General features: G+C 66.1%; 15 protein-coding genes. 8 read left to right on the forward strand and 7 right to left on the reverse strand.

Annotated elements, in window-relative coordinates:
* Positions 1-34 precede the first annotated feature (34 nt).
* Entirely contained in the window at positions 35-1,213 is a 1,179-nt protein-coding gene (locus K7I12_RS04600) for an MFS transporter (RefSeq protein ID WP_231663193.1), read from the reverse strand.
* A gap of 139 nt (positions 1,214-1,352) precedes the next feature.
* Positions 1,353-3,113 carry a gamma-glutamyltransferase gene (gene ggt / locus K7I12_RS04605; RefSeq protein ID WP_231663195.1) on the reverse strand — a complete coding sequence of 587 codons (1,761 nt, stop codon included), beginning with the start codon at positions 3,111-3,113 and terminating at the stop codon, positions 1,353-1,355.
* 203 nt (positions 3,114-3,316) lie between these two features.
* Between ggt and rpe the strand changes: the two genes are divergently transcribed.
* From rpe to trpC, 6 genes are all read left to right on the forward strand, one after another.
* Positions 3,317-4,015 (forward strand): ribulose-phosphate 3-epimerase, encoded by a 699-nt coding sequence (gene rpe / locus K7I12_RS04610; protein ID WP_231663197.1) that lies wholly within the window; start codon positions 3,317-3,319, stop codon positions 4,013-4,015.
* Complete coding sequence (locus K7I12_RS17585; RefSeq protein ID WP_331460574.1) at positions 4,012-5,007, forward strand: phosphoglycolate phosphatase; 996 nt, start codon at positions 4,012-4,014, stop codon at positions 5,005-5,007. The genes rpe and K7I12_RS17585 overlap by 4 nt, the downstream gene beginning before the upstream one ends.
* A 222-nt stretch (positions 5,008-5,229) precedes the next feature.
* Positions 5,230-6,726: an anthranilate synthase component I gene (trpE, locus tag K7I12_RS04625; protein WP_231663263.1), complete on the forward strand. Its 1,497-nt coding sequence runs from the start codon at positions 5,230-5,232 to the stop codon at positions 6,724-6,726.
* Between the two features lie 452 nt (positions 6,727-7,178).
* Positions 7,179-7,766, forward strand: a complete 588-nt coding sequence (locus K7I12_RS04630; RefSeq protein ID WP_031383888.1) for an anthranilate synthase component II — start codon at positions 7,179-7,181, stop codon at positions 7,764-7,766.
* Positions 7,767-7,776: 10 nt separating this feature from the next.
* The gene (gene trpD / locus K7I12_RS04635; RefSeq protein ID WP_231663199.1) at positions 7,777-8,814 is read left to right on the forward strand and encodes an anthranilate phosphoribosyltransferase; all 1,038 of its coding nucleotides are present in this window, start codon (positions 7,777-7,779) and stop codon (positions 8,812-8,814) included.
* Positions 8,811-9,617 (forward strand): indole-3-glycerol phosphate synthase TrpC, encoded by an 807-nt coding sequence (gene trpC / locus K7I12_RS04640; protein WP_231663201.1) that lies wholly within the window; start codon positions 8,811-8,813, stop codon positions 9,615-9,617. Before trpD ends, trpC begins: the two co-directional genes overlap by 4 nt.
* A gap of 225 nt (positions 9,618-9,842) precedes the next feature.
* On the opposite strand, the gene ydiJ is transcribed toward trpC, so the two are convergent.
* Positions 9,843-13,016, reverse strand: a complete 3,174-nt coding sequence (gene ydiJ / locus K7I12_RS04645) for a D-2-hydroxyglutarate dehydrogenase YdiJ (protein WP_031383885.1) — start codon at positions 13,014-13,016, stop codon at positions 9,843-9,845.
* A gap of 198 nt (positions 13,017-13,214) precedes the next feature.
* Between ydiJ and serS the strand changes: the two genes are divergently transcribed.
* Positions 13,215-14,492 carry a serine--tRNA ligase gene (gene serS / locus K7I12_RS04650; protein WP_031383884.1) on the forward strand — a complete coding sequence of 426 codons (1,278 nt, stop codon included), beginning with the start codon at positions 13,215-13,217 and terminating at the stop codon, positions 14,490-14,492.
* 104 nt (positions 14,493-14,596) lie between these two features.
* On the opposite strand, the gene K7I12_RS04655 is transcribed toward serS, so the two are convergent.
* Positions 14,597-15,400 (reverse strand): SIMPL domain-containing protein, encoded by an 804-nt coding sequence (locus K7I12_RS04655; RefSeq protein WP_231663206.1) that lies wholly within the window; start codon positions 15,398-15,400, stop codon positions 14,597-14,599.
* Between the two features lie 60 nt (positions 15,401-15,460).
* On the opposite strand from K7I12_RS04655, the gene K7I12_RS04660 reads away from it, so the two are divergent.
* Positions 15,461-16,348 carry a cobalamin-binding protein gene (locus K7I12_RS04660; protein ID WP_231663212.1) on the forward strand — a complete coding sequence of 296 codons (888 nt, stop codon included), beginning with the start codon at positions 15,461-15,463 and terminating at the stop codon, positions 16,346-16,348.
* Positions 16,349-16,357: 9 nt separating this feature from the next.
* Here the strand turns inward: K7I12_RS04660 and cobO are convergent, their stop codons facing one another.
* From cobO to K7I12_RS04675, 3 genes are all read right to left on the reverse strand, one after another.
* Positions 16,358-16,957: a cob(I)yrinic acid a,c-diamide adenosyltransferase gene (gene cobO, locus K7I12_RS04665; protein ID WP_031383881.1), complete on the reverse strand. Its 600-nt coding sequence runs from the start codon at positions 16,955-16,957 to the stop codon at positions 16,358-16,360.
* Positions 16,958-17,043: 86 nt separating this feature from the next.
* Positions 17,044-18,117: a PA0069 family radical SAM protein gene (locus K7I12_RS04670; protein WP_231663214.1), complete on the reverse strand. Its 1,074-nt coding sequence runs from the start codon at positions 18,115-18,117 to the stop codon at positions 17,044-17,046.
* Positions 18,118-18,183: 66 nt separating this feature from the next.
* Positions 18,184-19,809: a glucan biosynthesis protein gene (locus tag K7I12_RS04675; RefSeq protein WP_031383879.1), complete on the reverse strand. Its 1,626-nt coding sequence runs from the start codon at positions 19,807-19,809 to the stop codon at positions 18,184-18,186.
* Positions 19,810-19,859 lie beyond the last annotated feature (50 nt).

Here is a 19,859-nt window from a genome sequence, read left to right on the forward strand (position 1 = left end):
AACTTCCGAATACGGGGCTGTCTTCCGGGGCGCTTCAGGCGTTCTGGGTGGTATTGGGCAGAGCGCGACCGATCAGCCACAGGCCGACGACGGGGCCGGGCAGCAACAGCCAGGCCAGCCACTCGCCCAGTAGCGGCCACAGGGGCACCAGCACGATCAGCGACACCACCGAGACGCCATAGCCGATGGCATTCTGCAGGGTCAGCCCGGTGCCCAGCAGGTGGCTCGGGCAGGCCCGCGCCGACAGCGCCGAGAAATGCGCCGAGTCGATCACCGCCAATGCGCTCCATAGGCCCAGGAAGATCACCAGCACGGAGGGCGGCGCGCCGATGAGCCAGGGGTAGAGCAGGCAACAGCCGCCCGAGCCGGTCAGGCCGAGCATGGCGACGCGCCGGCTGCCGAGTCTCTGGCTCAGCCAGCCACCCAGCCAGCAACCCGGCCCGCCGATGGCGATCAGCGCGAAGCTGCCCAGTGCCAGGCCGACCGGCGAGGCCCCGGGCCAAGCCTGAGCCAGCAGCAGCGGGATCAGCGCCCAGAGTGTATAAAGCTCCCACATGTGGCCGAAATAGCCGCCGGCGGCGCGCCGGTAGCCGGCGATCGCGAATACGCTGAGATCGAACGTCGGGCGTTTGCCTTGCGCCTTGCCCTTGGCGACAGCCACCTCGGGTGCTTCGCCCAGCCGAGCGATCATCAGCGCGGCGATCAGCGCCAGCACCGAGGCGCCCCACACACCGCTCGCCCAGGGCAGGCGAAAGGCGTCGAGTAGACTCAGCCCATACAGGGCGTGCGGCAGCGCGGTGCCGATCACCAGCATGCCGACCAGCCAGGCCAGCCCCAGCCCGGTGCGCCCGGGCGTCCAACCGACCATCAGTTTCATGCCGATCGGGTAGATGCCGGCCAGTGCCAGGCCGGTAATCAGGCGCAATCCCACTGCCGGCCACAGCCCGCCGGCCAGCGGCAGCAAGGCGTTGGCGCCGGCGCCGAGCAGGCAGGCGGCGACGAACAGCCGGCTGGCATCGCGACGGTCGGCCAGGCCGCTCAGTCCGATCGCCAGGGTGGCTAACAGAAAGCCCACCTGAACCGCCCCGGTCAGCCAGCCGAGATCGGTGGCGGCCAGCGACCAGGCCTGTTGCAGGTCGCCGATCACCGCATTGGGGGTAAACCACAATGCGGTGCCGAACAGCTGGGCGATGGCGATGACAACGATAGGCATGGCGATGGCCGGAGATGCGTGAATCGTCATTAGCGCATGTGGCGTCGCTCGCGTCGATGGCAGCAAGGCGCTCGGCGGCTATCGACAAAAACGCCCCGCAGTCGCCGGGGCGTAATCGAGGCATGGACAGGCCGTGTCGCTAAAGCCCCATCGCCGAGGATGTCGAGCGCCGCGGGTCGGCGCCGCCGTAGAACACTCCGTCTTCGATCACGATCGACTGCGCGGCGCCCATCGCGTCCTGCTGGCTGACGGTATGCCCGAGCGCCTCGAGCAGGGCGATGGTGTCGGGGCTGATGCCCTGTTCGATGCGGATCTCGTCGGGCAGCCATTGGTGATGGATGCGCGGCACGCTGACCGCGGTCTGGATGTTCATGTCGTGATCGATCACGTTCATCAGCACCTGCAGCGTGGTGGTGATGATCCGCGAGCCGCCGGGGCTGCCGGTGATCAGGAAGTTCTTGCCGTCCTTCTTGACGATGGTCGGGGTCATCGACGAGAGCATCCGCTTGTTGGGCTCGACCTTGTTGGCCTCGCCGCCGATCAGGCCGTAGGCGTTGGGTACCCCGGGCTTGGCCGAAAAGTCGTCCATCTCGTTGTTGAGCAGAAAGCCCGCGCCGTCGACGACGATCCCCGAACCGTAGCTGAAGTTGATGGTGTAGGTATTGGAAACCGCCAGGCCGTTATCGTCGGCGATCGAGAAGTGGGTGGTCTCGTTGGACTCATAAGGTAGCGGATTGCCCGGCCCCAGGGTGTCGCTCGGCGTGGCGCTATCCATCGAGATCTGCTCGCGCAACTCATCAGCATAGCCCTTGGAGGTCAGGCCCTCGAGCGGCACCTCGACGAAGTCGGTATCGCCCAGGTACTTGGAGCGGTCGGCGTAGGCGCGCTTCATCGCTTCGGCCATCACGTGGATGGTGCGGGCCGAGTTGAAGCCCATCGCGCCGATGTCGTAGCCCTCGAGGATATTGAGCATCTGCACGATGTGCACGCCGCCGGAGGAGGGCGGGCTCATGGCGTAGACATCGTAGCCGCGGTAGTTGCCATAGATGGGTTCGCGGATCGTCGGCTGGTAGTTGGCCAGATCCTCGAGCGCCATCAGCCCGCCGTTGCGCTGCATCTCGGCGGCGATCAGTTCAGCGGTCTCGCCTTCGTAGAATTCGCGCGGGCCCTGCGCGGCGATGCGCTTGAGCGTGGCGGCCAGATCCGGCTGGCGGAAGATCTCGCCGACCTGGTAGGCGCTGTCGTCGGCTTTGAAGAACTTGGCGCGGGTGGCATCCCACTTGGTCAGCCGCTCGCCGGCATCGCGCACGCCGTCGACGAAGCGTTGTGGCACCGGGAAGCCCTGCTCGGCGAGTTCGATCGCCGGAGCCAGTGCCTCGGCCAGGCTCAGCGTGCCGTACTTGTCGAGCGCCAACGCCAGGCCGGCCACCGTGCCCGGCACGCCGGAGGCGTTGTGAGTGAAGCGGGACAAACGGGGAACCGCCTCGCCCGCCTCGTTCTGGAACATCGTTTCAAACGCCGCCGACGGCGCCTTCTCGCGGTAGTCGATGGCGATCACCTCACCGCTCTTTTCGTCGGAAATCAGCATGAATCCGCCACCGCCGATATTGCCCGAGCGCGGCTGGGTGACGGCCAGCGCGAAGCCCGCCGTCACCGCGGCGTCGACGGCATTGCCGCCCTGCGCGAGCACGTCCCGGGAGACCTGCGAGGCCAGGAGGTTACTGGTGGCGACCATGCCTCGAGTGCCGACTTGGGGATTGAAGCGCTCGCCTTCGAGAATCGCCTCGGACTGGGCGCTGGCCGTCAGCGGCAGGCTGAGCAGGGCGCCGGTGACCAGCAGCGCTAGGCTACAACGAAGCCCTTTTGTTCGTGCTTGCGGACATTGCGATGTTCCCGCCATCGTGTCGATCTCCTTGCTGTGATTGTTGTTGGTGCCTGATCACTATTGCCGGCGATCGCCCGCAGCGCAAATCGTCGCCCTGCCAGGGCTCGGTATACGCTAGAATGACGGCCTTTCGGCGCGCCTATTTCGCTACGCAGCACTTCGCCAGGCTGTTCCCCTATTTTTCGTGAACCAGATTTCGTGAACCGGATCGACGAGCCATGCCCGACGTGAAACCCGACTTCAAGATCGCCCCCTCGATTCTCTCCGCCAACTTCGCTTGCCTCGGCCAGGAGGTCGACGATGTGCTGGCCGCCGGCGCGGACATCGTCCACTTCGACGTCATGGACAACCATTACGTGCCCAACCTGACCATCGGCCCGATGGTCTGCGAGGCGCTGCGCAAGCATGGCGTGACCGCGCCGATCGACGCCCACCTGATGGTCAAGCCGGTGGATCGGCTGATCGGCGATTTCATCGACGCCGGCGCGAGCTATGTCACCTTTCATCCCGAGGCCAGCGAGCACATCGACCGCTCGCTGCAGTTGATCCGCGATGGCGGCGCCAAGGCCGGCCTGGTATTCAATCCGGCGACGCCGCTGTCCTATCTCGACTACGTGATGGACAAGCTCGACATGATCCTGCTGATGAGCGTCAATCCCGGCTTCGGCGGCCAATCGTTCATTCCCAGTACCCTCGACAAGCTGCGCGAGGCCCGCGCGCGCATCGAGGCCAGCGGTCGGCCGATCCGCCTGGAGATCGACGGCGGGGTCAAGGTCGACAACATTGCCGAGATTGCCCGTGCCGGCGCGGATACCTTCGTCGCCGGTTCGGCGATCTTCAAGGGGCGGCGCGAGGAGGATCCACACCGCTACGACAGCGTGATCCGAGCCTTGCGCGACGAACTGACCCGGGCATGAGCGAAGCGGGTCGTGGCGATGCATCGCCGTGGTATCTCTACGTCATCGAGACCGCCGGCGGGGCGCTGTATACCGGCATCACCACCGATGTCGAGCGGCGCTTTGGCGAGCATTGCCACGGCAAGCGTGGCGCGCGGGCGTTGCGCGGCAAGGGGCCATTGACGCTGCGTCATTGCCAGGCGGTCGGCACGCGCGGCGAGGCGCTCAGGCTCGAGGCATGGTTGAAGAAGCAATCGGTGGCGAACAAGCACGCCTGGCTGAAGAATTCATCGCAAGCGCTGAGTCACAGGGCGCCTGCTTGTCCTGAGAAACGCCAAGGAGGCGACGTGACGACGCAGCTTGAAGGCATACGCCTGGTGGTATTCGATCTCGACGGCACCTTAATCGATTCGGTTCCCGATCTGGCGCGGGCCGTGGATGCCGTGCTTGCCGCTCGGCAGCTGCCCAGCGCCGGCGAGGCCAAGGTGTGCGACTGGGTGGGCAACGGCGCGCGCGTGCTGGTCGAGCGCGCGCTGACCGATGCCTTGGGTGACACCGAGGCGGCGCGTCAACTGGACGGCGCCCACCGCGAGTTCCTGGCCGCTTACGCCCAGGCGCCGTGCGTCGATACCACGCTGTATCCCGGCGCGCGCGAGGCGCTCGAAGGGCTCAAGTCGCGCGGCATGCGCCTGGCACTGGTCACCAACAAGCCCCACGCCTTCATTGCGCCGATTCTCGCGGCGCTGGCACTCGACGGCCTGTTCGACGTGACGCTGGGCGGCGACTCGCTGCCCGCGAAGAAGCCCGACCCGGCTCCCTTGCTGCATGTGGCCGAGACGCTGGGCGTGGCACCCCAGGCGGCACTGATGGTCGGCGACTCGCGTCACGACATCGAGGCCGGCCGTCGCGCCGGGTTTCGCACCCTGGCGGTTCCCTACGGCTACAATCATGGGGAACCGGTGGCCGACGCCGGGCCGGATGGGCTGGTTGAATCGCTCATCGAACTCGTTTAGGGTGAAATCCGGCTGCGCTATAAGCATCGCCAAATCAATGAGATTCGGCAATCAACGGACCCCACCATGCTGAATGTCCATCCTGTTTCCAGGCGGATCGAGGCGCGTTGGCGCATACCGGCCAAGGGCTTGCGCCGCTGGCGATGGTGACGCCCCGCGGTGACCCACCGCCGACACCGTAACGCCAATCCGATCAACGCCTTGAAGGACATGCTGGGTATGATGACCGCCGCACGTTTCGACGAACTGGTCCAGGCCGGTTATAACCGCATTCCGGTGACACGCGAGGTGCTCGCCGACCTCGATACGCCGCTTTCCACCTATCTCAAGCTCGCCGACGCGCCCTGGACGTTTTTGCTCGAATCGGTGCAGGGCGGCGAGAAGTGGGGCCGCTACTCGATCATCGGCCTGCCGTGCCGCGAGCGCATCGAGGTGCGTGGCCACCAGGTCCGGCACATCGCCGACGGCGAGCAGCTGGGGATCAGCGAGGTCGACGATCCGCTGGCCTGGATCGAACAGTTCCAGGCCCGCTTCAAGGTGCCGCGGCTCGACGACCAGCCGCGTTTCGACGGCGGCCTGGTGGGCTATTTCGGTTACGACACCATCCGCTACATCGAGCCGCGGCTGCGCGGTCCGCATGTCGCCGCCAAGCCCGACCCGATCGGCGTGCCCGATATCCTGCTGATGGTCTGCGACGAGCTGGTGGTGTTCGACAACCTGTCGGGCCGCCTGACGCTGTGGACGCATGCCGATCCGGCCGCAGACGATGCCCATGAGCGGGCCGTGCGGCGCCTGGAGGCGCTGGAGACCCAGTTGCGCAACGCGACGCTGAACAGCGTCAGCCCGGGCAGCGGGCGCCCGGCGGTGGAGGAGGGCGATTTCACCTCGGGCTTCACCGAGGCGGGCTTCAAGGCCGCGGTGGAGAGGATCAAGGAGTACGTGCTGGCCGGCGACATCATGCAGTGCGTGCCCTCGCAGCGCATGTCGATTCCCTATCAGGCGCCGCCGCTGGATCTGTACCGCGCCTTGCGCAGCCTCAATCCGTCGCCCTACATGTTCTTCCTCAACCTCGACGATCACCAGGTGGTCGGCTCGTCGCCGGAGATCCTCACCCGGCTGGAAGACGGCGAGGTCACCGTGCGGCCGATCGCCGGCACGCGCAAGCGCGGACGCACCGAGGAGGAGGACCGCGCGCTCGAGGCCGAGCTGCTGGCCGATCCCAAGGAGATCGCCGAGCATGTCATGCTCATCGATCTGGGCCGCAACGACATCGGCCGCATCAGCCAGACCGGCTCGGTGACGGTGACCGACAACATGGCGGTGGAGCGCTATTCCCACGTCATGCACATCGTCTCGCAGGTCACCGGGCGGCTGAAGCCGGGGATGAGCGCCATGGACGTGCTGCGCGCGACCTTTCCGGCGGGCACGCTGTCCGGCGCGCCGAAGATCCGCGCGCTGGAGATCATCGACGAGCTCGAGCCGGTCAAGCGCGGCGTCTACTCGGGCGCGGTGGGTTATCTGTCCTGGCACGGCAACATGGACACCGCGATCGCCATCCGCACCGCGGTGATCAAGGATGGCCAGCTACACGTCCAGGCCGGCGCCGGCATCGTCGCCGATTCCGTGCCCGAGCTCGAATGGCAGGAAACTCTCAACAAGGGCCGCGCGCTGTTCCGCGCCGTGGCGATGGCCGAGCGCGGGCTCGACAACCTGGAATGAGTGCCGAGCCGCTGGGTGAGGTGCAGGGCAATCGCAGTTGAATTGACAAGAGGCCCCGGGGATAAGCCGAAGAGGAGGTCCGACGCCATGGATGGCGTCGGTAGCGTACATGGAGGTATTCACAGCGCCTCCTCGCAGGCTTGTCGACGGATCGGCCCCGAGCGACAACGCTATCTGCGATAGCCCTGGGGTGTGGCGTGGGCGTCTTGACACGTTTGGCCCCCGACCGCAGTATTGCGATATGAATATTGCACAGACACACAGGCCGATTCAGTGGTGGCCCTCCTGAGCGAGGGCGGCACGCTGACGACTGAAGAAAATGCCGCCTGCGGGGCGGCATTTTTGTGTCTATCGAATCCCGCACGGCTGACACCCTGACCGATCCGGGTACGATCCCGGGTAACAAGAGAGGCGAAATCAGCCTTATGCAACACAATCAGAGCGTTGAACCCATGTTCGTGCTGATGATCGACAACTACGACAGCTTCACCTTCAACGTGGTGCAGTACCTGACCGAGCTGGGGGCGGATGTCGTGACCTATCGCAACGACGCGATCACCCTGGCCGATATCGAGCACATGTCGCTCAGTCACATCGTCATCTCGCCGGGGCCCTGCACGCCCAACGAGGCGGGCATCTCGATGGACGTGATTCGCCACTTCGCCGGCAAGCTGCCGATTCTCGGGATCTGCCTGGGGCATCAGGCGATCGGCCAGGTGTATGGCGGCCAGGTCGTCCGCGCCCCTCAGGTGATGCACGGCAAGACCTCGCGCATCCGCCACCGCGGCGAGAGCGTGTTCGCCGGCCTCGACGATCCGCTGGAGGTCACCCGCTATCATTCGCTGGTGGTCGAGGCCGAAAGCCTGCCCGAATGTCTCGAGGTGACCGCGTGGGTCGATGACGACGACATTACCCCCGGGTTGATCATGGGGCTGCGTCACAGGACGCTGGCCATCGAGGGCGTGCAGTTTCACCCCGAATCGATTCTTACCCGCCAGGGCCACGAATTGCTGGCGAACTTTCTCGAACGCCGCGCCTAAGGAGAATCACATGCAGATGCGAGAGGCGATCGACGCGGTCATGCGCGGTCGGGACCTGAGTTATGCCGACACCCACGCGGTGATGCGCACGATCATGACCGGCGAGGCCAGTGATGCCCAGATCGGCGGTTTGTTGATCGGCCTGTCGATGAAGGGCGAGTCGATCGACGAGGTCACCGCCGCCGCGCAGGTCATGCGCGAACTGATGACCCCGGTCAGCGTGAGCTGTGACGACCTGGTGGACATCGTCGGTACCGGCGGCGACGGCGCCAACCTGTTCAACGTCTCCACCGCCTCGAGCTTCGTGGTCGCCGCTGCCGGCGGGCATGTCGCCAAGCACGGCAACCGCAGCGTGTCGTCATCGTCGGGCAGCGCCGACCTGTTCGACGTCGCGGGGATCAAGCTCGATCTCGAGCCGGCCCAGGTGGCGCGCTGCATCGAGCAGGTCGGCGTCGGCTTCATGTTCGCGCCGATGCACCACAAGGCGATGCGCCACGCCATCGGCCCGCGTCGCGAGATGGGGGTACGCACGATTTTCAATATCCTCGGCCCGCTGACCAACCCGGCCGGCGCCCAGCATCAACTATTGGGCGTCTACCAGGCCGAGCTGGTGCCGCTGATGGCCGAGGTGCTCAAGCGTCTGGGCAGCCGGCACGTGTTGGTGGTGCACGCCGAGGATGGCCTCGACGAGGTGTCGCTGGCGACGCCGACGCGGGTCGCCGAGCTGCGCGAGGGGACGGTCGCGCAATACACCATCGCCCCGGAGGATTTCGGCATCGAACGCCGCTCGCTGGCGCCGCTCAAGGTGGTCACCGCCGAGGATAGCCTGCGGCTGGTTCGTGAAGCGCTGGCCGGCGAGGGCGAGGCGGCGGATATCGTTGCGCTCAATGCCGGCGCGGCGCTGTATGCCTGCGACATCGCCACCAGCATCAAGGAGGGCGTGGCACTCGCCCAGGACGCCATGGACAGCGGCCTGGCCCGCGAGAAGATGAAGGAACTCGCCGATTTCGCGCGGGTCTTCGCCGAACACAACGGGGCACTTCGATGAGCCAGAACAGCGCACTACCGACCATCCTCGCCAGGATCCTCGCTCGCAAGGACGAGGAGATCGCCGCGCGGCGGGCGCGGGTCGCCGAGGCGACGCTGCTCGAGCGGGCCCGCGGGCAGAGCGCGCCGCGCGGCTTCGTCAAGGCCCTCGACCGGACCATCGCCGACGGCGACCCGGCGGTGATCGCCGAGGTCAAGAAGGCCTCGCCGTCGAAAGGCGTGATCCGCGATGACTTCGATCCCGAGGCGATCGCCAAGGCCTACGCCGAGGCCGGGGCGAGCTGCCTGTCGGTGCTCACCGATGCGGATTTCTTTCAGGGTCACGAGGATTTCCTGATCGCCGCGCGCAACGCCTGCGAATTGCCGGTGATTCGCAAGGATTTCATCGTCGATGGCTACCAGGTCAGCGAGGCACGAGCGATCGGCGCCGACTGCATCCTGCTGATCGTCGCCGCGCTCGACGATGCCCGTCTCAAGGATCTGCATCAGCAGGCCGTGGCGCTGGGCATGGACGTGCTGGTCGAGGTTCACGACGCTCTCGAGCTGGAGCGTGCGCTGGCGCTGGAACTGACGCTGGTGGGCATCAACAATCGCGACCTGCACAGCTTCGAGACCAGCCTCGGCACCACCTTTCAGCTGCTTTCGCGCATTCCCGAGCAGGTGACGGTGATCACCGAGTCGGGCATCCATACCCGCGGCGATGTCGAACACATGCGCGAATACGGCGTCAACGGCTTCCTGGTCGGCGAGGCGTTCATGCGCGAGGCCGATCCGGGCTCGGCGCTGCGCCGGCTGTTCTTCTAATTTTGAGCACTTTCCAGCCGCGTTCAGCCTCGCTGCGCGCCGACTTGCGGGTATGCGAGATGGTGCCCTGAGCCAGGCCGAAGGCGACGAATTCATAGACCATCACCGCGCCGATCGCGCCCACCGGATCGATGAGGATGGCTTCCCGGCGCAGGTTCTGGGTAAGATGCTAACGCGCGCAGCGTCTGGACCAGCGGCGATACCACGGACGGTCCCGATTGCCGATCAGGCGCGCTTGATGGCCGCCAGCAGGCCCTGCAGCGGATGCGCCAGCGCCGTGTCCGAGAGCCGCCTGGCCTGGCTGCGACAGGAGTAGCCGGTGGCCAGCAGCGTGCCGGCATTGGCCGGGTCCTCGACCGGGGCGCGCCACGAGAGATCGTAGATCGCCTCGGAGGTCTCGCGGTTGCGCGCTTCGTGGCCGTAGGTGCCGGACATGCCGCAACAGCCGGTGGCGACCAGTTCGAGCCCGAGCCCGGCGTTGGCGAACACCTGCTGCCAGGCCTTGGGCGAGCCCGGCGCGTTGGTGCGCTCGGTGCAGTGCGAGAGCAGCTTGTAACCGGGATCGTCGGGGCTTATACCCGGGGGCAGCAGGCGTGCACCCAGTGACACCAGCCATTCCTGCAGCAGCAGCACCTCGGGCGCGTTATCCGCGCCCAGCGCCTGGGCGTATTCCTGGCGATAGGTCAGGGTCATCGCCGGGTCGATGCCCACCAGCGGCACGCCGCTTTCGGCCAGCGCCCCGAGGCGCCTTGCCTGCCTGGCGGCGGTGCGCTCGAAGGCGCCGAGAAAGCCCTGCACGTGGAGCGGCTTGCCGTTGGCTGCAAACGGCGGTATGAACACGCGGATGTCGAGCCGCGTCAGCAGCTCGACGATATCCATCACCAGTTTGGACTCGAAATAACTGGTGAAGGCGTCCTGGACCAGAATCACGCTGCGTGCCTTCTGGCGCTCGCTGAGCAGGCCGAGCGCGGTCGGCGTGGCCTCGCCGATGCCCCAGGCACGCAGCTGCCTGGCGAGACTCGCCCGCGACAGCCGCGGGCTGTCGACCATGCCGATGGGGCCGGCCAGCAAGCGCTCGACTCGGCGGTTGCCGAGCAGGGCGTTGTACGCCGGCGCCACCGGCTGCAGATAGGGCACCAAGAACTCCAGGCCGCCGATCAGATAGTCGCGCAGCGGGCGCAGGTAGCGGCCGTGATAGACCTCCAGGAACTGGGCGCGGAATTCGGGCACGTTGACCTTGACCGGGCACTGGCCGGCGCAGGACTTGCAGGCCAGGCAGCCGGCCATCGCCTCATGGACTTCGTGCGAGAAATCGCTTTCACCGCGACGCTTGGCCAGGGTGTTGCGCAGGCGCAGCGGGACGTCGCGAACGAAGCCCCAGGCGCCTTCGGTCTTCTTCCTGCGTGACTCTTCGAGTACGTCGATGCCGGCGTTGCCCTGCAGGCGCAGCCACTCGCGCATCAGGCTGGCGCGACCCTTGGGCGAATGGATGCGCTGCCGGGTAGCCTTCCATGACGGGCACATGGCATCGTCGGGGTCGTAGTTGTAGCAGGCACCGTTGCCGTTGCAGTACACCGCACTGGCATGTGCGCGCCACACCCGCTCGTCGATCTGGCGATCGAGTTCGCCGCGGGTCGGCACGCCATCGACGGTCAACAGCCCGGCATCGACCCACTTGACAGGCGTCTCGGCAACGTCAGGACTGGCGCCCGCCGGTGTGGCGATCTTGCCCGGGTTCAATTGATTATGCGGGTCGAACGCCGCCTTGAGGCGTTGCAGGCTGGGGTAGAGCTCGCCGAAGAACGTCGGCGCGTATTCCGAGCGCACCCCCTTGCCATGCTCGCCCCACAGCAGGCCATGGTACTTGTGGGTCAGTGCCGCGACCGCGTCGGACAGCTCGCGGATCAATGCCGCCTGTACCGGATCCTTCATGTCGATCGCCGGGCGCACGTGAAGCACGCCGGCGTCGACGTGGCCGAACATCCCGTAACTGAGTCCGCGGCCGTCCAGCAGCGCGCGGAACTCGGCGATGTAATCGGCGAGGTGCTCGGGCGGCACCGCGGTGTCCTCGACGAACGGAATCGGGCGTTTCTCGCCCTTGGCGTTGCCGAGCAGGCCCACGGCGCGCTTGCGCATGGCGTAGACGCGGCCGATCTGCTCGCGGCCCTCGGCGAGGGTGTAGCCCAGCCGCTCGACGCTGGTGTCCTGCTCGAGATGGCGACAGAAGGCAGCGACCCGCGCGTTCAGCGCCGCCGGGTCGTCGTCGTTGAATTCGACCAGGTTGATGCCGCGAATCGCCGGCATCTCGGCACGGCGCGTGGCCGGTGAAGTGACGACGTCGACACCCTCGCTGAGCGGCTCCGGGCGGTTGTTGTCCGGTGCGGGGAAGAACTCGGCGACGCTGTCCCAGACGAAATCCTCCATCGCCAGGGCCAGCACGCTGTCGTCGATGGTCTCGATCGAGGTCGGTTTGGCATGACTCGCCATCAGTGCCTTGGCGTCGCGCAGCGCATCCATGAAGCCGCTGTAGCGGATATTGACCAGCAGCGAATGGCGCGGGATGGGCAGCACGTTGAGCGTCGCCTCGGCGACGAAACCCAGCGAACCCTCCGCGCCGCACAGCACGCTGTTGAGATCGAAAAGCCCCTCGGCGGTGCGCAGGTGCGCCAGGTCGTAGCCGGTCAGGCAGCGGTTGAGCGGCGGAAACACCGCCTCGATCCGCTCGCGCTGGCTATCGATGATGTCGCGTGCAACACGATGGATCTCACCGACGATATCGTCGCGCGCGCAGAGCGCGGCGAGCTCGTCGTCGCTCACCGGCCGGCTCTCGAAACGCTCGCCGCCCAGCAGGATCGTATCCAGCGCCAGCACGTGATCGCGGGTCTTGCCGTATTCGCGACTGCCCTGGCCGCTGGCGTCGGTGGCGATCATGCCGCCGAGGGTCGCGCGGTTGGAGGTCGACAGCTCCGGGGCGAAGAACAGCCCGTGGGGCTTGAGCGCGGCGTTGAGCTGGTCCTTGACCACCCCGGCCTGGACCCGTACGCGGCGACGCTCGACGTCGATCTCGAGGATCTCGTTCATGTAGCGCGAGACGTCGACCATCAGGCCGTCGGTCAGCGACTGGCCGTTGGTGCCGGTGCCGCCGCCGCGCGGGGCGAGCACGATGTCGCGGTACGCGCCGTCCCCGGCCAGCCGCGCGAGGCGTTGCAGGTCGTCGGCGTCGCGTGGATAGAGCACCGCCTGGGGCAGGCGCTGATAGATCGAGTTGTCGGTGGCCAGCACGGCGCGGTTGGCGTAGTCCGGGGCGATATCGCCGCGAAAGCCGGCCTGACGCAGGGCCTCGAGGAACGCCAGGTAGCGGGCGTCGACGCGGGAGAGAGAGTCGAGTCGTGCGATCATGATCTCGGGAGTGTTGGCTGGCGATCGGTGACCGTCTACCTTAACCGAGATCGGCGATTGCCGCACGATGTCCGGCGGCGCTCGTTCCCTCGGCGTGGCCCATGGCCACGGTTTTTCTTACAATGGTCCGACACTCGCGTCGTGGGTTCGACGCCGATCACGCTTTTCTTCGCCTGTCACGTTAACGGAAAGGATCCCATGCTCGATCCCAAACTGCTTCGCAGCGAGCTCGATTACGTTGCGCAACGCCTGGCCCTGCGCGGCTTCACCCTGGATACGGCCGCGTTCGAGGCGCTCGAACGCCGGCGCCGCGACCTGCAGACCGAGACCGAGCAATTGCAGAGCGAGCGCAACACACGCTCCAAGGCGATCGGCCAGGCCAAGGCCGCCGGCGAGGACATCGAGCCGTTGCTTGCCGAAGTCAGCGATCTGGGCGAGCGGCTCGACGCGGCCAAGGCGCAGTTGAACGAGGTCGCGGGAGAGCTCGATGCGTTGCTGGCCAGCCTGCCCAACCTGCCCCACGAGAGCGTGCCCGCGGGCGCCGACGAGGCCGACAACGTCGAACTGCACCGCTGGGGCACGCCGCGGACGTTCGATTTCACGGTCCAGGATCATGTCGACCTGGGCGCCAAACTGGGCTATCTGGACTTCGAGCTGGCCGCCAAGCTGACCGGCTCGCGCTTCGCCGTGATGCGTGGCCCGATCGCTCGACTGCACCGCGCGCTGGTGCAGTTCATGCTCGACCGCCAGACCCTCGAGCATGGCTACGAAGAGTGCTACGTGCCCTACATCGTCAATAGCGACTCGCTGACCGGCACCGGCCAATTGCCCAAGTTCGGCGAGGATCTGTTTCGTCTCGAGGGCGACAGCGACTACTACCTGATCCCCACCGCCGAGGTGCCGCTGACCAACTTCGCCCGCGACACCATCGTCGAGGCGGCGGCGTTGCCGATCCGTCTCACCGCGCATACCCCGTGCTTTCGCAGCGAGGCCGGCGCCTACGGCAAGGACACCCGCGGAATGATTCGCCAGCATCAGTTCGACAAGGTCGAGATGGTGCAGATGGTCGAGCCCGGGACCAGCTACGCCGCACTGGAAGAGATGCGCGGGCACGCCGAGTCGATCCTCAAGGCGCTCGAGCTACCCTACCGGGTGGTCACGCTGTGCGCCGGCGACATGGGCTTCGGGGCCAGCAAGACCTACGACATCGAGGTCTGGCTGCCCAGCCAGCAGACCTATCGCGAGATCTCGTCGGTTTCCAACTGCGAGGATTTCCAGGCGCGGCGCATGCAGGCGCGCTATCGCAGCCCGGCGGCCAAGAAGCCGCAATTGCTGCATACCCTCAACGGCTCGGGGCTGGCGGTGGGGCGCTGCCTGCTGGCGGTGCTCGAGAACTACCAGCAGGCCGACGGCTCGATCACGGTGCCCGAGGCGCTGCGCGGTTACCTGGGCGGTATTGAAACCATTAACACCTGAGTTTCGAGCTGTAAGCTATAAGCTGTAAGTAGATATAAACCATATTGCTTACGGCTTACGGCTTACGGCTTACGGCTTACGGCTTACGGCTTACGGCTTACGGCTTACGGCTCGATCTCCCAGGCGACACTGACGCTGGCGTCGAGGGTGATCTCGCCGGGGCGATATTCGGGCGCGGCCTTGCTTTCCATGGCATCGCTGCGCATCGACATCATCTGCGGCGAGTAGCGTGGCGCCCCGGTTTCCTCGATCTGGATGACCTGGCCGAGTCCGATATCCAGGGCCTTGGCCATCAATCGGGCCTTGCGACGGGCCTTGTCCAGCGCCTGGCTCAAAGCCTTGTCGGTGGCTGCATCGCGATCCTTGAGGTCATAGGTGACGCCATCGAGGGCATCGACACCGGCCTGGGTCAGCGCATCGAGGATCGCCGGCAGTCGCGCCAGGTCGTCGATACGCAGGCTGATCGGACGTTCGAGCTGGGTGCGCACCAGGGCCTGACCGGGCTCGCCGTTGTCTCCCGGCTGCTGGATGTAGTCCGGACGCACGATTAGCGAGCCGGCGCTGATCGCCGCGCTGTCGATGCCTTGGCTTTCCAGTCGGCGAATCAATTCACCGGTGCGTGACTCCAGCCTGTCGCGGGCCTTGGCCAACGCGCCGGGATCGGCCCGTTCGCTGCCATCCCGGGCGACGCTCGGGGTGCGCTCCCACAGCCGGGCCTCGAGCGTCGCCATGTCGGGCGCCACGCTCAGCTCGGAGCGTGCCTGGACCTGCAGGCGATGCTCGGAGGGCGTGCCGGGGAGGCTCTGCGCCTGGGACGTGCCAGCGGCGCCGAGCAGCCCCCCGAGTAGCAGGGCGACAAGCAGCGAGCGGGGCTGGAGTCGTGAAGCGAGGGCGTGACGTGACGGCATGAAGCCTCCTTGCAGTTCGGCTATGAATGAACAGAACATGAAGAGAGTAGCGCGGTGGCTATGAGTTTCATACGCAGAGTGGCCGGAATAGTCGCGCTGTCGCTGGGGCTGGCCGCCGAGGCGCCGGCGGCCGTCACGGCCGTCGACGACAACGGCGATCGGGTGAGCCTGGATAGGCCGGCAACGCGCATCGTGGCGTTGGCGCCCCACGCGGTCGAGATGCTCTACAAGGTCGGGGCGGGCGATGCGCTGGTCGGGGCGATCGACGGCAGCGACTACCCGGCGGCGGCGCTCCGCCTACCGAGGGTGGGCAACTATCGTGGCATCCCGCTCGAAGCGGTACTGGCCCGGGAGCCGGATCTGGTGGTGGCCTGGGCGAGCGGCACGCCGGGTGCACTGATCGAACGCCTGCGCGAGCTAGGCATTGCCGTCTACGCCAGCGAACCGCGTGCCTTGTCCGATGTGGCCGAGAATCTGCGCGATCTAGGCCGGCTCGCCGGGCGTGGCCAACGTGGTCAATACCAGTCGGCGGTCTATCTGGCGCGCCTGGCGGCCTTGAAACAGACCTTCGACGAGCCGCCGTGGGTCTTTTATCAATTGGGGGCCAGTCCGCTGACGACGTTGGCCGGCGGGCACATCGTCAGCCAGGTGATTCGCGCCTGCGGGGGGGTGCCGCTATTTGCCGAGCAGCCGGTGCTGGTGCCGCAGATCGGCCGCGAGGCGCTGATCGCCGCGCGACCGACGGTGATTCTCAGAGCCGCGCGCGACGATGATTGGCAGGCGGCGTGGCAGCGCTGGTCGCTGGTGCCGGCGGTGGCGAACGGTCAGCTGTATACCCTCGAGCCGGACTGGATCAGTCGGCCGGGCCCGCGCCTGCTCGATGCCATGGCCCAGGCGTGTGCCGCGCTGCGTCGTTCGGCAGATGAGGGGGCAACGCCCGCTCAATAAAAGCCCCGCTCAATAATCGATACCGCGGCGTGCCTGGAGGCCGTCGTTGAACGCGTGACGAATCTCCTGCATTTCGGTCACCGTATCGGCCATGGCCAGCAGGTCGCGATGGGCATTGCGCCCGGTGACGATCACCGTCTGTTCGGCGGGACGCTTGGCGAGTGCCTGCTCGAGCGTCGCGAAGTCCAGATAGCCGAACTTGAGCATGTAGGTGAGCTCGTCGAGCACCACCAGATAGACCCCGGGATCGGCGAGCATGCGCTCGGCTTCGCGCCAGACATTCTGGCAGGCGGCGATGTCGCTGTCGCGGTTCTGGGTTTCCCAGGTGAAGCCGGTGGCCATCACCGCGACCTCCAGGTTGGCGTCCTCGGCCAGGCGCTCGCGCTCGCCGCATTCCCACAGTCCCTTGATGAATTGGACCACGCCGACCCGGTAGCCGTAGCCGAGCGCGCGAGTGACGGTGCCCCAGGCGGCGGTCGTCTTGCCCTTGCCGTTGCCGGTAAAGACCATGAGCAGGCCGCGTTGCTCGGTCGCGGCGGCGACGCGCCCATCGACATGGGTCTTGAGTTTCTGCATCGACTGCTGATGGCGTGCGTTTCGGTCTGTCATGCGTTCGTCCTGTTGCTCTTGAGGTAATCCGGCATTCATGAATAGCCCAGCTGCGTGCGGAGTCGGTTCGGATGTGAGCGTCCATGTTACCCGAACAGATCGCCCTGCCGTCGGGGCGGGCGAAAGTGCTTGCAATCCAGTAGGCTATCGCCCCGTTGCGCGAACCCCAGCCGGCGGCTGGCACGCCGGAAGCGCTGCGCCAGCATCTCGGCAAACACGCCTTCGCCGCGCATGCGCTGACCGAAGCGCGAATCGTAGTCGGCGCCGCCCCGCGACTGGCGAATCAGGCTCATGACCTTGGCGGCCCGTTCCGGGTAGTGCTGCTCGAGCCAGTCCTCGAACAGCGGCGCCACCTCGTGGGGCAATCGCAGCAGCGTCCAGCCGGCCGAGCTTGCGCCGGCTTCATGCGCGGCTTCCAGCAACCGCTCGAGTTCATGGTCGTTGAGCCCGGGAATCATCGGTGACAGCAAGGCGCCCACGGGAATCCCGGCGGCATTCAATTCACGCATGACCTTGAGGCGCGCTGCCGGAGAGGCAGCGCGCGGTTCCAGGCTGCGCTTGAGTTCGGCGTCGAGGCTGGTGAGGCTGACGAAGACCCGCACCAGGCGCTTGGCGGCCATCGCGGCGAGCAGCTCGCGATCGCGCAGGATCAGCGCGCCCTTGGTCACCAGGATTACCGGGTGGCGACACGCCAGGAGCAACTCGAGAATTGCTCGGGTCGTGCCGCGCTCGGCTTCCAATGGTTGGTAGCAGTCGGTATTGCCGGACAGGTTGATCGGCCGGCAGACATAGCCGGGCTTGCAGAGCTCTTCGCGCAGCCGGTCGACGAGGCCGGTGCGGGCGATCAGCCGGGTCTCGAAATCGATGCCCGGCGACAGATCCCAGTAAGCGTGGCTGGGCCTTGCATAGCAATAGATGCAGCCGTGCTCGCAACCCCGGTAAGGGTTCAGCGAGCGATCGAAGGGCAGATCGGGGGAGCGATTCCACGACAGGGCGCTCTTGCTCGTCTCGTCTGTGACATGAGTGGCGATATGCTCGGGCACGGCGTCCTGCCACCAGCCGTCGTCGACGGCTTCGCTGACGGTCGGGGCGAAGCGGTTGGGAGGGTCATAGGTGGCGCCGCGGCCCTTGCGGGCGCGCGGCGGTTGGCGGGCGGTCATGAGAAGATCCTTTATACTGTATTTATATACAGTATAAGGAATGCTGTGAAAGCAACAAGCCTATCGCTACGACTGCTTCTCTGACAGCAGGTGGCCGGGATTGTGCAGATCGCGGTCGTCGGCCGGCGGCGGCGTCCACTGGTAGATCCAGGTTTCGGTGAGCGGCTTGTCGCCGGCCTTGAGATAGACCCGCAGGTTGATCGGCTCGGTGCCGTCGCCGGGGGGCACCACATCGAACATTGCCCGGTAGCCCTGGATTTCGTTCAGCGGCCGGGCCGAGGTGATCTCGACGCGGCCGGCGGAATTCTCGATGACCGGTACGACCTCGACGTCCTGGTCGGCGTCGAAGGGGAAGGGGCCGCCCTGGAAGTCGATCACGAAGCGCCAGCTGAAGTATTCGCGGATCTTGCCGACCTCGCCGCCGATACCGGTGCGGGTCGCCACGCATCGGGCCAGCTCCGGCTGGGCGGGTGGGCGGTCACGCCAGTAGATGCGGTAGCCGAACAGCATCTCGCTGCCGGGCTTGATCGGCTCGTCGGGATTCCAGAAGGCGACGATATTGTCGAAGGTTTCATCGAGGGTGGGGATCTCGATCAACTGGATCGAGCCCTTGCCCCAGCCGGACTTGGGTTCGATCCATACCGAGGGGCGGCGCTCATAGAAGACTCCATCGTCCTGATAGTGGTCGAAATTGCGGTCTCGCTGGAGCAGGCCGAAGCCTCGCGGATTCTCGTCGGCATAGGCGTTGAAGCGTAACTGCGGCGGGTTGACCAGCGGCCGCCATAGCCACTCGCCATTGCCGGTATACATCGACAGACCATCCGAGTCATGAATCTCGGTGCGCCAGTCCCAGTTGGCCTGCTGGTCGTTCTCGCCGACCATGTACATGCTGGTCAGCGGGGCCACGCCCAGGCGCTCGATCGGCTTGCGCGGATAGAGTGCCGAGTCGACCTCCATGACCACCCCATCGTTGACGGTGATCGCGAAACGGTAGGCGCCGGCGACGCTGTCGGATTCCAGCAGCGCATAGACGTTGACGACATCGCTCTGGTCGGCGGGCTGCTCGAGCCAGAATCGCGTGAAATCGGGAAACTCCTCCGGCTTGCCGAGCCCGGTGTCGATCGCCAGGCCGCGGGCCGACATGCCGTACTGCATGGACTCGCTGACCGCGCGAAAGTAGCTGGCGCCGAGGAAGGCCACCATGTCGCGTTGCCAGTCACTTTTATAGAACAGCCGAAAGCCGGCAAAGCCCAGATCCTCGGGCAGTTTCTCGCCGTCGATACCTGAATTGCCATAGTCGAACATCGCCGGGTCGTAGGCGATTTCCCGAGCCTGGCCATTGACGATCTCGTAGATCTTGACCGGCTTCTTGAAATACAGCCCCAGGTGAAAAAGCTCTGCACGGAAGCTGGATTGCGCGTTATCCGCCCAGATATCCTGATCCTTGCTGAAGCTGATCGCCTGATATTCGTCCCAGCTCAAGTCCTGAAGCTCGGGCGGCAGATTGGGCTTGGCGCCCTCGCTGGCCTGGTTGGAGATATATCGGGCCAGGCCCTTGAGCCAGGCAAAGCTGAACGATTCGCTGGGGCCGATGGTCTTGGTGGAGCCGTCGACCGCGGCGAGGACCGTGGAGATAGGCAGGAAGGCGCTGCCCAGGACACTGGTGGCCTTCAGGAAATCACGTCGGTTCATCGTGCTCTTCCCTGGAACGAGATGGGTCATGCACCGCGTCTACGGCGCGC

Source organism: Halomonas sp. IOP_31 (genome assembly GCF_021151495.1).
Lineage (GTDB): Bacteria > Pseudomonadota > Gammaproteobacteria > Pseudomonadales > Halomonadaceae > Modicisalibacter > Modicisalibacter zincidurans.

Bases quoted from the DNA above. Each gene is read 5' to 3' on its own strand.
- K7I12_RS04670 (WP_231663214.1), bottom strand. From the start codon at position 18,117: ATGACCGCCCGCCAACCGCCGCGCGCCCGCAAGGGCCGCGGCGCCACC.
- trpC (WP_231663201.1), top strand. From the start codon at position 8,811: ATGAGCCAGAACAGCGCACTACCGACCATCCTCGCCAGGATCCTCGCT.
- K7I12_RS04675 (WP_031383879.1), bottom strand. From the start codon at position 19,809: ATGAACCGACGTGATTTCCTGAAGGCCACCAGTGTCCTGGGCAGCGCC.
- K7I12_RS04660 (WP_231663212.1), top strand. From the start codon at position 15,461: ATGAGTTTCATACGCAGAGTGGCCGGAATAGTCGCGCTGTCGCTGGGG.
- serS (WP_031383884.1), top strand. From the start codon at position 13,215: ATGCTCGATCCCAAACTGCTTCGCAGCGAGCTCGATTACGTTGCGCAA.
- K7I12_RS04655 (WP_231663206.1), bottom strand. From the start codon at position 15,400: ATGCCGTCACGTCACGCCCTCGCTTCACGACTCCAGCCCCGCTCGCTG.
- cobO (WP_031383881.1), bottom strand. From the start codon at position 16,957: ATGACAGACCGAAACGCACGCCATCAGCAGTCGATGCAGAAACTCAAG.
- K7I12_RS04630 (WP_031383888.1), top strand. From the start codon at position 7,179: ATGTTCGTGCTGATGATCGACAACTACGACAGCTTCACCTTCAACGTG.
- trpD (WP_231663199.1), top strand. From the start codon at position 7,777: ATGCAGATGCGAGAGGCGATCGACGCGGTCATGCGCGGTCGGGACCTG.
- K7I12_RS17585 (WP_331460574.1), top strand. From the start codon at position 4,012: ATGAGCGAAGCGGGTCGTGGCGATGCATCGCCGTGGTATCTCTACGTC.
- rpe (WP_231663197.1), top strand. From the start codon at position 3,317: ATGCCCGACGTGAAACCCGACTTCAAGATCGCCCCCTCGATTCTCTCC.
- trpE (WP_231663263.1), top strand. From the start codon at position 5,230: ATGACCGCCGCACGTTTCGACGAACTGGTCCAGGCCGGTTATAACCGC.
- ggt (WP_231663195.1), bottom strand. From the start codon at position 3,113: ATGGCGGGAACATCGCAATGTCCGCAAGCACGAACAAAAGGGCTTCGT.
- K7I12_RS04600 (WP_231663193.1), bottom strand. From the start codon at position 1,213: ATGCCTATCGTTGTCATCGCCATCGCCCAGCTGTTCGGCACCGCATTG.
- ydiJ (WP_031383885.1), bottom strand. From the start codon at position 13,016: ATGATCGCACGACTCGACTCTCTCTCCCGCGTCGACGCCCGCTACCTG.